This window comes from Pseudolabrys sp. (assembly GCF_050250095.1).
Classification (GTDB): Bacteria; Pseudomonadota; Alphaproteobacteria; order Rhizobiales; family Xanthobacteraceae; genus Pseudolabrys.
Genome location: NZ_JBFWPH010000003.1, coordinates 374,833 through 389,023, shown reverse-complemented (window position 1 = coordinate 389,023; position 14,191 = coordinate 374,833). Strand labels below are relative to the sequence as shown.

General features: G+C 64.2%; 14 protein-coding genes and 1 riboswitch. Of the genes, 8 read left to right on the top strand and 6 right to left on the bottom strand.

What is annotated here, in order from left to right; genetic code table 11:
* Positions 1-4: 4 nt before the first annotated feature.
* The 3 genes from sdhA to sdhC are packed head-to-tail and all read right to left on the bottom strand — an operon-like array spanning position 5 to position 2,653.
* Positions 5-1,831 carry a succinate dehydrogenase flavoprotein subunit gene (sdhA, locus tag AB7F10_RS11335; RefSeq protein WP_428560882.1) on the bottom strand — a complete coding sequence of 609 codons (1,827 nt, stop codon included), beginning with the start codon at positions 1,829-1,831 and terminating at the stop codon, positions 5-7.
* 13 nt (positions 1,832-1,844) lie between these two features.
* A complete protein-coding gene (gene sdhD, locus AB7F10_RS11330; RefSeq protein ID WP_428560880.1) occupies positions 1,845-2,240 on the bottom strand; it encodes a succinate dehydrogenase, hydrophobic membrane anchor protein in 396 nt (131 codons plus the stop codon).
* Positions 2,237-2,653: a succinate dehydrogenase, cytochrome b556 subunit gene (gene sdhC, locus AB7F10_RS11325; RefSeq protein WP_428560878.1), complete on the bottom strand. Its 417-nt coding sequence runs from the start codon at positions 2,651-2,653 to the stop codon at positions 2,237-2,239. Before sdhC ends, sdhD begins: the two co-directional genes overlap by 4 nt.
* Before the next feature lie 254 nt (positions 2,654-2,907).
* Between sdhC and AB7F10_RS11320 the strand changes: the two genes are divergently transcribed.
* Positions 2,908-3,807: a LysR substrate-binding domain-containing protein gene (locus AB7F10_RS11320; RefSeq protein WP_428560875.1), complete on the top strand. Its 900-nt coding sequence runs from the start codon at positions 2,908-2,910 to the stop codon at positions 3,805-3,807.
* Between the two features lie 138 nt (positions 3,808-3,945).
* Here the strand turns inward: AB7F10_RS11320 and AB7F10_RS11315 are convergent, their stop codons facing one another.
* Complete coding sequence (locus AB7F10_RS11315; protein WP_428560872.1) at positions 3,946-5,007, bottom strand: MaoC family dehydratase; 1,062 nt, start codon at positions 5,005-5,007, stop codon at positions 3,946-3,948.
* Between the two features lie 174 nt (positions 5,008-5,181).
* Here AB7F10_RS11315 and AB7F10_RS11310 point away from each other — a divergent pair, with 174 nt between their 5' ends.
* From AB7F10_RS11310 to AB7F10_RS11285, 6 genes are all read left to right on the top strand, one after another.
* The gene (locus AB7F10_RS11310; RefSeq protein ID WP_428560870.1) at positions 5,182-5,391 is read left to right on the top strand and encodes a pentapeptide MXKDX repeat protein; all 210 of its coding nucleotides are present in this window, start codon (positions 5,182-5,184) and stop codon (positions 5,389-5,391) included.
* A gap of 86 nt (positions 5,392-5,477) precedes the next feature.
* Positions 5,478-6,104, top strand: a complete 627-nt coding sequence (locus tag AB7F10_RS11305; protein ID WP_428560868.1) for a cytochrome b/b6 domain-containing protein — start codon at positions 5,478-5,480, stop codon at positions 6,102-6,104.
* An 11-nt stretch (positions 6,105-6,115) separates the two neighbouring features.
* The gene (locus AB7F10_RS11300; protein WP_428560866.1) at positions 6,116-6,889 is read left to right on the top strand and encodes a molybdopterin-dependent oxidoreductase; all 774 of its coding nucleotides are present in this window, start codon (positions 6,116-6,118) and stop codon (positions 6,887-6,889) included.
* A gap of 112 nt (positions 6,890-7,001) precedes the next feature.
* Entirely contained in the window at positions 7,002-8,111 is a 1,110-nt protein-coding gene (gene leuB / locus AB7F10_RS11295) for a 3-isopropylmalate dehydrogenase (protein WP_428560864.1), read from the top strand.
* A gap of 69 nt (positions 8,112-8,180) precedes the next feature.
* A riboswitch (cobalamin riboswitch) is annotated at positions 8,181-8,400 on the top strand.
* Positions 8,401-8,505: 105 nt separating this feature from the next.
* Complete coding sequence (locus AB7F10_RS11290; RefSeq protein ID WP_428560862.1) at positions 8,506-10,473, top strand: ribonucleoside-diphosphate reductase subunit alpha; 1,968 nt, start codon at positions 8,506-8,508, stop codon at positions 10,471-10,473.
* Positions 10,464-11,570, top strand: coding sequence for a ribonucleotide-diphosphate reductase subunit beta (locus tag AB7F10_RS11285; RefSeq protein ID WP_428560859.1), 1,107 nt, complete (start codon positions 10,464-10,466; stop codon positions 11,568-11,570). Before AB7F10_RS11290 ends, AB7F10_RS11285 begins: the two co-directional genes overlap by 10 nt.
* A 55-nt stretch (positions 11,571-11,625) precedes the next feature.
* Here AB7F10_RS11285 and AB7F10_RS11280 read toward each other — a convergent pair whose 3' ends face one another.
* Both AB7F10_RS11280 and AB7F10_RS11275 read right to left on the bottom strand, forming a co-directional pair.
* Positions 11,626-11,976 carry a hypothetical protein gene (locus AB7F10_RS11280; protein WP_428560857.1) on the bottom strand — a complete coding sequence of 117 codons (351 nt, stop codon included), beginning with the start codon at positions 11,974-11,976 and terminating at the stop codon, positions 11,626-11,628.
* A gap of 189 nt (positions 11,977-12,165) precedes the next feature.
* Entirely contained in the window at positions 12,166-12,936 is a 771-nt protein-coding gene (locus AB7F10_RS11275) for a hypothetical protein (protein WP_428560855.1), read from the bottom strand.
* 124 nt (positions 12,937-13,060) lie between these two features.
* Between AB7F10_RS11275 and AB7F10_RS11270 the strand changes: the two genes are divergently transcribed.
* Positions 13,061-14,095, top strand: coding sequence for an aspartate-semialdehyde dehydrogenase (locus tag AB7F10_RS11270; RefSeq protein ID WP_428560852.1), 1,035 nt, complete (start codon positions 13,061-13,063; stop codon positions 14,093-14,095).
* Positions 14,096-14,191: the final 96 nt, after the last annotated feature.

Sequence of the window (14,191 nt, the reverse complement as noted above, 5' to 3'; positions counted from 1 at the left end):
GTTCTCAGTACACGCGAGCTTTGGGCTCGATATAGGAAACGTCATTCGTCAGCGTGTAGGTGTGGACCGGGCGGTAATCGAGCTTCACGTTGCCCTTGTCGTCCATCCACGCCAGCGTGTGCTTCATCCAGTTCTTGTCGTCGCGGTCGGGGAAATCCTCGCGGGCATGCGCACCGCGGCTTTCCTGCCGGTTCTTGGCCGAGTCCATCGTGACGACGGCCTGCGCGATCAGGTTGTCGAGCTCGAGCGTCTCGATCAGGTCCGAGTTCCAGATCAGCGAGCGGTCGGACACGCCGACATCGGTCATGCCGCCGAACGCTTCGTGAATCAGTTTCGAACCTTCGTCCAGAACCTCGGCGGTGCGGAACACCGCGCAGTTGTTCTGCATCACGCGCTGCATTTTCAAACGGAGCTTCGCGGTCGGAGTGCCGCCGGAGGCGTTGCGGAAGTGATCGAGCCGCGACAGCGCGAGTTCGGCGGAGTCCTTCGGCAGTTCCGGCTGCTTGGCGTTGGGTTCGAGCACGTCGGCGCAACGCTGCGCCGCGGCGCGGCCGAATACCACGAGATCGATCAGCGAATTGGAGCCGAGCCGGTTGGCGCCATGAACGGAGACGCAGGCCGCTTCGCCGAGCGCCATCAGGCCGGGAATGACGGTGTCGTCGTTGCCGTTCTTCTTGGTCAGCACCTCGCCGCGATAGTTACAGGCGATGCCGCCCATGTTGTAGTGCACGGTCGGCAGCACCGGGATCGGCTGCCGCGTCACGTCAACGCCGGCGAAGATGCGCGCCGTCTCGCTGATGCCGGGCAGGCGCTCATGCAGCACCGCCGGATCGAGATGGTCGAGGTGCAGGTGGATGTGGTCCTTTTCCTTGCCGACGCCGCGGCCTTCGCGGATTTCCATCGTCATCGCGCGCGAGACGACGTCGCGCGAGGCGAGGTCCTTGGCGGAGGGCGCGTAACGCTCCATGAAGCGTTCGCCCTCGGAATTGGTCAGGTAGCCGCCTTCGCCGCGCGAGCCTTCGGTGATCAGACAGCCGGCCGGATAGATGCCGGTCGGATGAAACTGCACGAACTCCATATCCTGCAGCGGCAGGCCGGCGCGCAGCGCCATCGCGTTGCCGTCGCCGGTGCAGATATGCGCTGACGTGCAGGAGAAATAGGCGCGGCCATAGCCGCCGGTCGCCAGAATCGTGGTCTGCGCGCGGAAACGATGGATGGTGCCATCGTCGAGCTTCAGGGCGACGACGCCGCGGCAGCGGCCTTCGTCGTCCATGATGAGGTCGATGGCGAAATATTCGATGAAGAACTCGGCCGAGTGCTTCAGCGACTGGCCGTACATCGTGTGCAGCATGGCATGACCGGTGCGGTCCGCCGCCGCGCAGGTGCGCTGCGCGGTGCCCTTGCCGTAATGCGTGGTCATGCCGCCGAACGGGCGCTGGTAGATCTTGCCGTCTTCCTCGCGGCGCGAGAACGGCAATCCCCAATGCTCCAGCTCGTAGACGGCTTCCGGTGCGTTGCGGCAGAGGTATTCGATCGAGTCCTGGTCGCCGAGCCAATCGGCGCCCTTGACGGTGTCGTACATATGCCAGCGCCAGTCATCCTCGCCCATGTTGCCGAGCGCCGCGGCGATGCCGCCCTGGGCTGCGACAGTGTGCGAGCGGGTCGGGAACACCTTGGAGATGCAGGCGGTGCGAAGCCCGGCTTCCGAGCAGCCGACGACGGCGCGCAGGCCGGAACCGCCGGCGCCGACCACGACGACATCGAAGGTATGGTCCTCGATCGGATAGGCCCGGCCGTTGGGTTTCGGCGCGGAAGTGCCGTTTGTTGCCATGTCTGTACCTTGCCTAAACTCCGAACGACAGCTTGAGAATTGCGAACACGCTGGAGACGCCGACCATGAAGCAGAAGAAGGTGTTGGCGATCAGCGACACGAATTTGAGTTTCTCGTCGTGGACATAGTCCAGCAGGATTTCCTGCATGCCGAGCCACATGTGATAGACGCCGGTGCCGACGAACAGCAGCATGAGGATCGCGACCACCGGCGAGCCGAGGATCTGCACCACCGCGGCGTGATTGCGGCCAAGCAGGTTGAGCAGGATGACGACGAACACGATCGTCAGCAGCACGAGCGCGACCGAAGTGACGCGCTGATGCCAGAAGTGCCAGGTGCCGGAGCCGGCGGCGCCGAAGCCGCGGACGCGCGCCATCGGCGTGCGGATATGGTTCTTGGTGGCGCTCATCGGCCGCCTCCCAAGGCGATATAGCCGACCGCCCACAGCGCGATGGTGAGGCCGATCGAACCGATCAGCGTCGCGACGGTGAGCACCTCGCGCTCGGTCGGTTCGAAGCCGTAGCCGAGATCCCAGACCAGGTGGCGGATGCCGCCGAGCATGTGATGGATCAGCGCCCAAGTGTAGCCGAACAGGATCAGCCGCCCGACGATGCTGCCGATGAAAGTCTCGAAGGCGGTATAGGCGGACGGACCGCTGGCCGCCGCGATCAGCCACCAGGCGACCAGCAGCGTGCCGAAATAGAGCGCGCCGCCGGTGATGCGATGCACGATCGACATCATCATCGTCAGTATCGGCTTGTAGATTTGGAGGTGCGGCGAGAGCGGCCTTGGTTTCAGCCGCGTGGCGCTCGTATCGGCCATGATGGTCCTCAGCTTCCGCTGGCGGTGAGACGGTGTCGCGTCCTGCCTAGTCCAACTCCGCCCGCTGCCGCAATGCGACGGATGCATGTCCGGCATGGGCGGCGGCCGGTTTCGGAGCTCGGCGCGGCCTGGCAACTGGCAGGTGGCTTCGCAGGGCGCGAAACATCTGCTAAAAAACCCTAGATTACAATATCTTAAATTGAGAGTGAGCCTTCGCAAATGGCGAAGGGAGCCTCAACGGCCGACCGGAGCCGATGCGATACGACCTCACAGATTTAAGTTTGTTCCGCCACATCGTCGAGGCTGGCAGCATCACGCATGGGGCGCAGAGGGCCAATCTGGCGCTCGCGGCAGCCAGCGCCCGGGTGCGCAACATGGAGCAGAGCGTCGGCACGCCGCTGCTGGAGCGCAGCCGTCACGGCGTGACGCCGACGCAGGCGGGGCGCACGCTGCTACAGCATGCCCGTTCGATCCTCGAGCAGGCCGAGCGGCTCCGGGAGGATCTCGGCGTCTATGCCGGTGGGCACGCGGGGCAGGTGCGGGTGCTCTCCAACACCAATTCGCTGACCGAGTTTCTCCCCGAGGCCCTGGGAAGCTTTCTCGTCGCGCATCCCAATGTCAGCGTCGACATCGAGGAGCGCCTGAGCGACGAGATCGTGGGGCTGATTGCCGAAGGCGTGGGCGACATCGGTATCGTTGCCGGCACGGTGGATGCGGGCAGCCTGCGCACCTTCCCGTTCCGCAGCGACCGCTTCGTGCTCGTCGTCGCCAAGGGCCACGATCTCGCCGGCCGCAAGCGCATCAGTTTCGCGGAGACGCTCGACTACAACTTCGTCGGTATCGACCGCGCCAGCGCGATCCAGCGATTCCTGTCAAAAAAAGCGAACAGTGTCGGCCGTCCGCTGCGGCTGCGCGTGCAACTGCGCAGCTTCGACGCGGTGTGCCGAATGGTGGAAAACAACGTCGGTGTCGGCGTGGTGCCGCTGACGACGGCGCGCTGGGCGGCGAAGACGATGGGCATTCACGCCGTCGAATTGACCGACCCGTGGGCGGTGCGCAACCTCACCATCTGCGTGCGCGACTATAAAGGGTTGCCCTATTTCGCGCGGCAGCTGGTCGATCACCTGCGCGAGGAGAGGACGGAAATTACGTGAGGCAGTGTGCAGATGCCGGAAAGGTTTTTTCTGTCATGCCCCGCGAAGGCGGGGCATCCAGTAAACTCCTGAAGCGCCGTGTTTACTGGATCGCCCGCCTGCGCGGGCGATGACAGAGAAGATACAGGTGCGCCATAGCTATCTCGGCATCACCGCCCAATAATCCAGTTCCAGAATGACGGCGGGATCGTAGTCATCGCCCTGCTTGCGCGGGAATTCGTTGCAAGGCTTGTCCTTGGTCGCGATGGTGCGCAGCCGCAGCGCGCCGACATCCTTGCGCTCCGGAATTTCCGCCGTTTCCAGCACCTCGCTCCAGGCGAACACCGTGCCGCCGGCAAACAGCGGCGCGACATGGCGGCCGCCATTGATCGCGGCGACATGGAAGGCGTTGCCTAGCCCGTTGAACGACAGCGCGCGGGCGAGCGAGATGACGTGACCGCCATAGATCAACCGCTTGCCGAAGCGGTCGTCCCTCATGGCGAACAGGTTGAAGTGAACACGCGCGGTGTTCTGATAAAGCCGTGTCGCGATCTGGTGCTCGGCTTCCTCGACGGTGACGCCGTCGACGTGGTCGATCTTTTCGCCGGCCTTGTAGTCGCCGAAGCGGTGCGGCGAGCCGGCCAGCACATTGTCGTAGGTCGCGTTTTTAACTGTCGGGCAGGCGGCGCCGAGCGCGGACGGCGCGACCTGCTTCGGCAATTCGGGCACGGCATCGCCCGGTGCGGTGGCGCTTTCGTCGCGCTTGCGCACCATCACCCAGCGCACATAGTCGAGCACGCAATCGCCATGCTGGTTGAAACCGCGCGAGCGCACATAAACCACGCCGGTCTTACGGCTCGAGTTTTCCTTCAGCCCGATCACTTCCGAGGTCGCCGACAGCGTGTCGCCGGGATAGACGGCCTTCAGAAACCGGCAGTCGGCATAGCCGAGATTGGCGACAGCGTTCAGCGATATGTCCGGCACCGTCTTGCCGAACACGACGTGGAAGACGAGCAGGTCGTCAACCGGCGCGCGCGGGTAGCCAATGGATTGCGCGAAACTATCGGCTGATTGCACCGCGAAGCGCGCGCCGAACAATCCGTTGTAGATGGCGACGTCGCCGGCCGTGATCGTGCGCGGCGTGGCGTGGCGGATCGTTTGCCCGATCCGGAAGTCCTCGAAGAAGTGTCCGGCGCTGGTTTTATCGGTGGATGCGGGCAAAGCGAGGACTCCTCATGGACGGGCATTGGCCGGTCCGGCAGTGCGGCAGAATGTCACAAAACCGTGAGACAAGCGCCAGTTTTCGACACGGACAACTGAGACGCCTGTGAGGGAATGCTCTGATAGTTGGGAAGCCGCGGCGAAATCAATCGCCGTCCTCAGGAGGAACAACCCATGAAGAAGAGCATCGTGCTTTCAGCCCTGATCGCCGCCGGCCTCGCTTTCGCGCCGGCCGTGGCCAGCGCCGACAACATGAAGAAGGATTCGATGTCGAAAGACTCGATGTCCAAGGATTCGATGAAGAAGGATGCCATGAAGAAGGACTCGATGAAGAAAGATTCGATGTCCAAGGACTCCATGAAAAAGGACGAGATGAAGAAATAACGCCGGACGCCGCCGGGCGAGGCATCCGCCGGCCCGGCGGCGGCGTATCGGGGGTGACGGCTCACGCGGCCGATCGGGAGGACGACATGGCAGCGCAGGTGGCAATCGACGGCGCCGGTCCGGGACGCCGGCCGCTCATTCATCCCGGCTGGGTGCGGGTGACGCACTGGGTCAACGCCATCGCGATGCTCGTGATGATCGGTTCGGGATGGCAGATTTTCAACGCGTCGCCGCTGTTCGACTTCATGTTCCCGAAATCCGTGACGCTCGGTGGCTGGCTCGCCGGGGCGCTGCTTTGGCACTTCGCGGCGATGTGGGTGCTGGCGGTGAACGGCCTCGTCTATCTCGCGCTCGGCTTCGCCACCGGCCGGTTCCGCCGCAAGCTGCTGCCGATCACGCCCGGCGCGGTGATTGCGGACGCCAAGGCGGCGCTGACCTTCCAGCTCTCGCACGAGGATATCTCGGTCTACAACGCGGTGCAGAAGCTGTTTTATGCCGGCGTGATCGTTTGCGCGGTCGTGATCGTGCTGTCGGGCGTCGCGATCTGGAAGCCGGTGCAGTTCCAGGAATTGACCGCGCTGTTCGGCGGCTACGACACCGCGCGCTGGGTCCACTTCGCGATGATGGCGGCCATCGTGGGCTTTCTCGTCGTCCATGTGCTGCTTGCGCTACTGGTGCCGAAAAGCCTTCGGGCGATGGTCACGGGACGCTGAGGAGAAAAATCATGGCACGCAAGACGATTGTTCCCGGCGTCGACGCCAGGCTGCTCATCAAGGACGCGGTGAAGATCATGCCGGCACCGACGCGGCGCATGTTCCTGCGCGGCGCGGCGAGCCTCGGCGCGCTCACCATGCTGACCGGATGCGACATCGTCGATGGCCCGACCTCGGAAGCGGTGCTGCGCAGGATTTCCGAATTCAACGACGGCGTGCAGGCGGCGATCTTCAACGGTACGAAGCTTGCGCCGGAATATCCCGAAAACGCGATCACAAAGCCATTTCCGTTCAACGCCTATTACGACGAGGACGAGGCGCCGGAGGTCGACGCGGCGAATTACAAGCTTGAGGTCGGCGGCCTCGTCGAGAGCAAGAAGCCGTGGACACTCGACGAACTTTACGCGCTGCCGCAGTTCTCGCAGATCACCCGTCACGTCTGCGTCGAAGGCTGGAGCGCGATCGGCTCGTGGCAGGGCGCGCGGCTGTCGGATTTCCTGAAGCGGATCGGCGCCGACACGCGGGCGAAATACGTCTGGTTCCGCTGCGCCGAGGGTTACACCAACACCATCGACATGCCGACCGCGCTGCACCCGCAGACGCAGATGACCTTCAAATACGCCAACGAGACGCTGCCGCGCGCCTACGGCTTCCCGATGAAAATCCGGATGCCGACCAAGCTTGGCTTCAAGCAGCCGAAATACGTCGTGGCGATGGAGGTCACCAACGAGGACAGGGGCGGCTACTGGGAAAACCAGGGCTATAACTGGTTCTCGGGGCTGTAGTTTCGGCCCGATTGCGCGCATTGCCGGTATCTGCCCGGCACCTTGCCAAGCAGGATGCGGCGCTTTAGCACTTTGCCCGCATTCCCGCGCATTCTGTTGGTGAGGCGTTTTCATGGCTACCCACAAGCTCCTGCTGCTCCCTGGCGACGGCATCGGCCCCGAAGTGATGGCCGAGGTGAAGCGGCTGATCGCGTTCTTCAATCAAAAAGGCCCCGACACGTTCGAGACCGAAGAGGCGCTGGTCGGCGGCGCCTGCTACGACGCGCACGGCGTCTCCATCACCGACGAGACGATGGCCAAGGCGCACGCCGCCGACGCCTGCATCTTCGGCGCGGTCGGCGGTCCGAAGTGGGACACGGTGCCTTACGAGGTGCGACCCGAGGCCGGCCTGCTGCGGCTGCGCAAGGATCTCGTGCTCTACGCGAACCTGCGCCCGGCGGTGACCTATCCGGCGCTGGCCGATGCTTCCTCGCTCAAGCGCGAATTGGTCGAAGGCCTCGACATCATGATCCTGCGCGAGCTGACCGGCGGCGTTTACTTCGGCGAGCCGAAGACGATCACCGATCTCGGCAACGGCCAGAAGCGCGCCATCGACACGCAGGTTTACGACACCTACGAGATCGAGCGCATCGGCCGCGTGGCCTTCGAGCTGGCGCGCAAGCGCAACAACAAGGTCACCTCGATGGACAAGCGCAATGTCATGAAGTCGGGCGTGCTGTGGAGCGAGGTGATGGGCCAGGTCCATCAGCGCGAATTCAAGGACGTGAAGTACGAGCACATGCTGGCCGACGCCGGCGGCATGCAGCTCGTGCGCAATCCCAAGCAGTTCGACGTCATCGTTTGCGACAACCTGTTCGGCGATATGCTGTCGGACGTCGCTGCGATGCTGACCGGCTCGCTCGGCATGCTGGCCTCCGCTTCGCTCGGCGAGGCCGACGCCAAGACCAAGCGGCGCAAGGCGCTCTACGAGCCGGTGCATGGCTCCGCGCCCGACATCGCCGGCAAGGGCGTCGCCAATCCGATCGCGATGATCGCCTCGTTCGGCATGGCGCTGCGTTACTCGTTCAACCTCGGCAAGGAAGCCGACATGATCGATGCCGCGATCGCCGCGACGCTTGCCAAGGGCCTGCGCACCGGCGACATCGCCGGGCCGGGCACCAAGACGGTCGGCACCACGGAAATGGGCGACGCCATTCTCGCCGAGCTTGAGAAGGCGGCCTGAGTTTTCCCCGCAGTTCCGGCGGCGCAAAACCGCCAGCAAAACAGGCTTGACGAATCGAGCGACCGTGACGCTAAATCTAGGCGTCACGGTCTTTTCGTTTCTACATCTAGTGGAAATGAGAGCTAAGAGGGAACCCGGTGCGCCGGAAACGGCAAGGCCGGGGCTGCCCCCGCAACTGTAAGCGGCGAGCGGCTGTCGAACCTCAGTCACTGGCGCGAAAGCGCCGGGAAGACACAGGCAGCCGCAGCGACCCGCGAGCCAGGAGACCTGCCGTGATCGTTGAGACGTCCTCGGGCGGGGTGCCCCGGCAGGTCGCTTGGTGACACGGCCCTGCGCGGCCGCATGACCCGGCCATCCGCTGCGATTGCCCAGCCCCAACATCACGGGGTTGCTGATGGCCTTCAGTTACGATTTCGACCAGAGCGGTCAATTGGTGCCGCCGCGCAATGCGGCGAAAGCAAACCGTCCGCAGCCGGACTTGCGGCTTGTCCAGAGTGAGCAGGCACGCGCGCAGCAGACACTCAAACCGGCATCCACGCCGGCGCCATTGCCCGCGCCGCTTGCGCCGCCGCCGAAGCCGGACGATCTGAAGCTTGACCGCTCGCGCGACAGCCTGCTCACCGCGTTCGGCAAGCAAACGCTGACCGACCGCTATCTGATGCCGGGCGAAAGTTTCCAAGACATGTTTGCGCGGGTGTCCTGCGCCTTCGCCGACGATGTCGCCCACGCGCAGCGGGTTTACGACGCGATGTCGCGGCTCTGGTTCATGCCGGCGACGCCGGTGCTGTCGAACGGCGGCACCACGCGCGGCCTGCCGATCTCGTGCTTCCTCAACGCCGTGCCGGATTCGCTCGACGGCATCGTCACCACCTGGAACGAGAATGTCTGGCTTGCCTCGAACGGCGGCGGCATCGGCACGTACTGGGGCGGCGTGCGCTCGATCGGCGAATCCGTGAAGACCGGACAGACTTCTGGCATTATTCCGTTCATTCACGTCATGGACGGACTGACGCTGGCGATCAGCCAGGGCTCGCTGCGGCGCGGCTCGGCGGCGGTCTATCTCGACATTCATCACCCGGAAATCGAGGAATTTCTCGAGATCCGGAAAGCGTCCGGGGACTTCAACCGCAAGGGCCTCAACCTCCATCACGGCATCAACGTCACCGACGCCTTCATGGAAGCGGTGCGCGACGGAGCGAAGGTCCCGCTGCGCAGCCCGAAATCCGGCGCGGTGATGCGCGAGGTAGATGCGCGGCAGCTCTGGCAGCGCATTCTCGAAACGCGGCTGCAGACCGGCGAGCCGTACCTGCTGTTCATCGACGCGGTGAACCGCGCGCTGCCCAAGCACCAGCGCGAACTCGGCCTGAAAGTCTCGACCTCCAACCTGTGCAGCGAAATCACGCTGCCGACCGGCCGCGATCACCGCGACGAGGAGCGCACCGCGGTGTGCTGCCTGTCCTCGCTCAATGTCGAGACCTGGGACCAGTGGCACGATCAGCCGGGCTTCATCGAGGATGTGCTGCGCTTCCTCGACAACGTGCTGACGCATTTCATCACCGTCGCGCCGGACGGCATGAAGCGGGCGCGCTATGCCGCGCTGCGCGAGCGTTCGGTCGGCCTCGGCATCATGGGTTTCCACTCGTTCCTGCAATCGAAGGGCATCCCGTTCGAAAGCGCGATGGCGAAGTCGTGGAACCTGACGATGTTTCGCAAAATCCGCCGCGATGCTGACGCCGCTTCCGTCGCACTCGCCGACGAGCGCGGTCCTTGTCCCGACGCGCTGGAGCGCGGCGTCAAGGCGCGCTTCAGTCACAAGCTGGCGATCGCGCCGACCGCCTCGATCAGCATCATCTGCGGCGGCACCAGCGCCTGTGTCGAGCCGATCCCGGCCAACATCTACACGCACAAGACGCTGTCCGGCGCGATCTCGGTGCGCAACCCGTATCTCGCGCGGCTGCTCGCGTCGAAGGGTGCCGACACACCGGAGATATGGCAGTCGATCATCGAGCATGAAGGCTCGGTGGCGCATCTCGATTGTCTCAGCGAAATCGAAAAGGCTGTGTTTCGCACCGCCTTCGAGATCGACCAGCGCTGGGTGATCGAGCTTGCTGCCGACCGCACGCCGTTCATCTGCCAGAGCCAGTCGATCAACATCTATCTGCCGGCCGACATCGATAAGTGGGATCTGCACATGCTGCACTGGACGGCATGGAAGCGCGGCATCAAGAGCCTTTACTACTGTCGCTCGAAGTCGATCTCGCGCGCCGCTTTCGCCGGCAAGCTCGGTGAGAAGGAAGCGCAGGATGAGGGGCTTACAGCCGCCGCGCCGACCGACTACGAGGAGTGCCTCGCATGTCAGTGATCGCAGCAGCCGTGCCCGCGGGCTCAAGCCTGATCGATCTCGATCCGCGTGCGCTGATCGGCGCCGGCCGCATTGGCCTTTTGGAGACAGCCGGCACCTACGACGTCGACCGCTACGCCTGGGCCTACGAGTTCTGGAAGCGCCAGCAGCAGACGCACTGGATGGGCGAGGAGGTGCCGCTCGGCAACGATCTCAAGGACTGGGCTTCCGACCGCATCACCGCGAACGAACGGGCGCTGCTGACGCAGATCTTCCGGTTCTTCACGCAGTCGGACATCGAGGTCGGCGACAACTATCTGAAACGCTACATCCCGATCTTCCAGCCGCTCGCGGTGCAGATGATGATGGCCGCTTTCACCAATATGGAGACGGTGCATATCGACGCTTACGCGCTGCTCTTGAAGACGCTCGGCATGCCGAAGACCGAGTTCGAGGCGTTCCGCGATTATGCCGAAATGCGCGCCAAGGCCGACTACATGCACGAGTTCGGCGTCGACACGGTGGCCGACGTGGCGCGCACGCTCGCCATGTTCGGCGCCTTCACCGAAGGCATGGCGCTGTTTGCCAGCTTCGCGATGCTCTTGAATTTCCCGCGCCACAACAAGATGAACGGCATGGGGCAGATCGTGAGCTGGTCGGTGCGCGACGAAAGCCTGCATTGCGAAGGCGTCATCAAACTGTTCCATGAGTGGAACCGCGAGACGGGCGCCGTCACCAAGGGCGTTCGTGACGACATCATCGATGTCGCCAAAACCATGGTTCATCTCGAGGAGCGGTTCGTCGAACTGGCGTTCGGCCTCGGCGGCATCGAGGGCATGACGCCGGCCGACATCCATGCCTATGTGCGTTACGTCGCCGACTGGCGGCTGACGCAGTTGCGGCTGCCGACCACCTTCGGTTATTTCGAGATGACGGAGGGCGGCTACAATCAGGTGAAGCCGCATCCGCTGCCGTGGCTGGTCGAAATCCTCAACGGCGTCGAGCACGCCAATTTCTTCGAGCAGCGCGCCACGGAGTATTCGAAGGGCGCGAGCCGCGGCGCATGGGATGGCGCGGAGGGCGTGTGGTCGCAGTTCGATCGCACGGCCGGACGCTGAAAACAAAAACGCGGCCTGACGGCCGCGTTTCCTTACTCCGGAAGGCGGCTGCGCCTTACCACTGCATCGGATTGTTGCGGCCCGGCAGATCGAACGGGCCCGGCAGCGGGCTGCGGTGCGAGAAGGCGGTGTTGTTGATGACGCCGTACGGCATCAGGCCATTGGGGCCTTCGACATAGTCACGGTACTTGCGTTCGCCCGGCGCGACTTCGGTGCCGCCGTCGAGGAAGGAACGCTTCTGCACCACGACGCGGGTCCGGGTGCGGCCGTTCTCGTCGCGGCTGATGATCACGGTGTGGCCGTCGCGCGAGGTATAGCGCTTGCGCGGCTGGGCGTCGGCCGGTGACGTCGGCAGAGCCGATGCGACCAGTGCGGTCAGAGCGGCGGCGACAACGAGCAGGCGCATGGCATTCCTCGATTCAATCCATGCCTCGATTCGATCAAGGCGTTTCGGCGGCACTCTAGGCAGAATGCCCTTTGTTCTACAAGGGCATAAAAGCCACAGGCCGGCCGGCGCAGCGGCCGGAACGGTCCTTCTGTTAACGCGGCAGGCCCCAGATCGATCCGGCCACCGCGCTGCAAATATGAGCAAATCTCAGCGGCCGGTGCGCTGTTCCAGCGCGCTCCACAGTGCTTTGTGTTTCGGCGTCGGCGTCAACAGCATGTTGCGCTGGCCGCAGAAGCTGCGTTTCAGCTCCGCATGCGCGAACAGTTCGCCGACCTTCGGCTCGCTGCCGGCCGACAGCAGCGTGAAGCGGTCGAGCGCGCAGGCGAGCGTGTCCGGCGTCACGTAACTGTCGCCGCTCTGGCAGAACCAGCCGGCGATCTGCAGCATCGGATCGTAGAAGCCGCGGGCGAAGCCGACGCAGCTCTTGCGCGCGCTCGCGCCGGTGCGAAACGTCGCGACCGACATCGGACCGAACTTGGTATCGACCGGCGCCGGCTGCGCGGTCAGCTCGGCGGGCGCGAGCGCGCCGGCGCGGGCCAGCACTTCGCTTGCCGCTTCGCCGAAGCGGAATTTCTCGTTGCCCGGCCGATACACCTCGATATGCAGGAGCGGCGTATCGCCGTCGCGGCTGCCGAGATTGAGGATGTCGAGCCGGCCGCCGCCGGAGGCGTGGCGGCGGATCGCATAGCTGAACGGCGCGTCGGCCGCTTCCGGGATCGACAGCGCGAAGGCCGGGAACGGCTTGTCGATCTCGATCCAGTCCGGCTGTGGCTGCGGGGCGGTGGCGGTCACGACCGCCGGCGTCTGGAACACCGAGGCGGCGATAATCGACAGCACGAACAGGCCGCAAAGCACCGCGAGGCCGCGCACGAACGCGGTCTGCAAGTCGTCCCGCCACGAATACAGCCTCGGAACCACGCCCAGTCCCCCCTGAGCCCGGCGGCGGTGCCACCGTTGTGTTCGGGCGTATTCTCGCCTAGAAGCCTTGCGGCGCGGTTGGGCCGGATGGCCCGGCGCGGTAAATCATTCCGGAGCGTTAACAATGGGTTACAAGGTCGCCGTGGTCGGGGCCACCGGGAATGTCGGGCGTGAGATGCTCGCCGTCCTGGCCGAGCGCGAATTTCCGGCCGACGAAGTCGTCGCACTCGCCTCTCGCAAGAGCCAGGGCGTGGAATGCAGCTATGGCGACAAGACCCTGAAAGTGAAAGCGCTCGACCACTATGATTTCTCCGACGTCGACATCTGCCTGATGTCGGCCGGCGGTTCGGTGTCGAAGGAATGGTCGCCAAAGATCGCGGCGCAGGGCGCCGTCGTCATCGACAATTCGTCGGCATGGCGCATGGACCCGGACGTGCCGCTCGTGGTGCCGGAGGTCAACGCCGCCGCGCTCGACGGCTTCGCCAAGAAGAACATCGTCGCCAATCCGAACTGCTCGACCGCGCAGCTCGTCGTCGCGCTGAAGCCGCTGCATGACGCGGCGACCATCAAGCGCGTCGTCGTCGCCACCTATCAGTCGGTGTCGGGCGCCGGCAAGGACGCGATGGACGAATTGTTCTCGCAGACCAAGTCGGTGTTCACGGTCGACGAGATCGAAGCGAAGAAGTTTCCGAAGCGGATCGCCTTCAACCTCATTCCTCAGATCGACGTCTTCATGGAGGACGGCTACACTAAGGAAGAGTGGAAGATGGTGGTCGAGACCAAGAAGATTCTCGATCCCAAGATCAAGCTGACCGCGACCTGCGTGCGCGTGCCGGTATTCGTCGGCCATTCGGAGGCCGTCGACATCGAGTTCGAGAAGCCGATCTCGGCCGACGAGGCGCGCGAAATCCTGCGCAAGGCGCCGGGCTGCCTCGTCATCGACAAGCATGAGCCGGGCGGCTACGTCACGCCCTACGAATGCGTCGGCGAAGACGCGACCTATATCAGCCGCATCCGCGAGGACGGCACCGTCGAGAACGGCCTGCAGATCTGGGTCGTGTCCGACAACCTGCGCAAGGGTGCGGCGCTCAATGCGGTGCAGATCGCGGAAGCGATGATCAACCGCAAGCTGATCCAGTCGAAGAAGAAGGCTGCGTGACGCCAGGCCGACGCTGAACTCCGTCATGCCCGGCCTTGTGCCGGGCATCCAAGTTCTAGCAGCCTAGCATCAAGGAAGACGTGGATGGCCGGGACA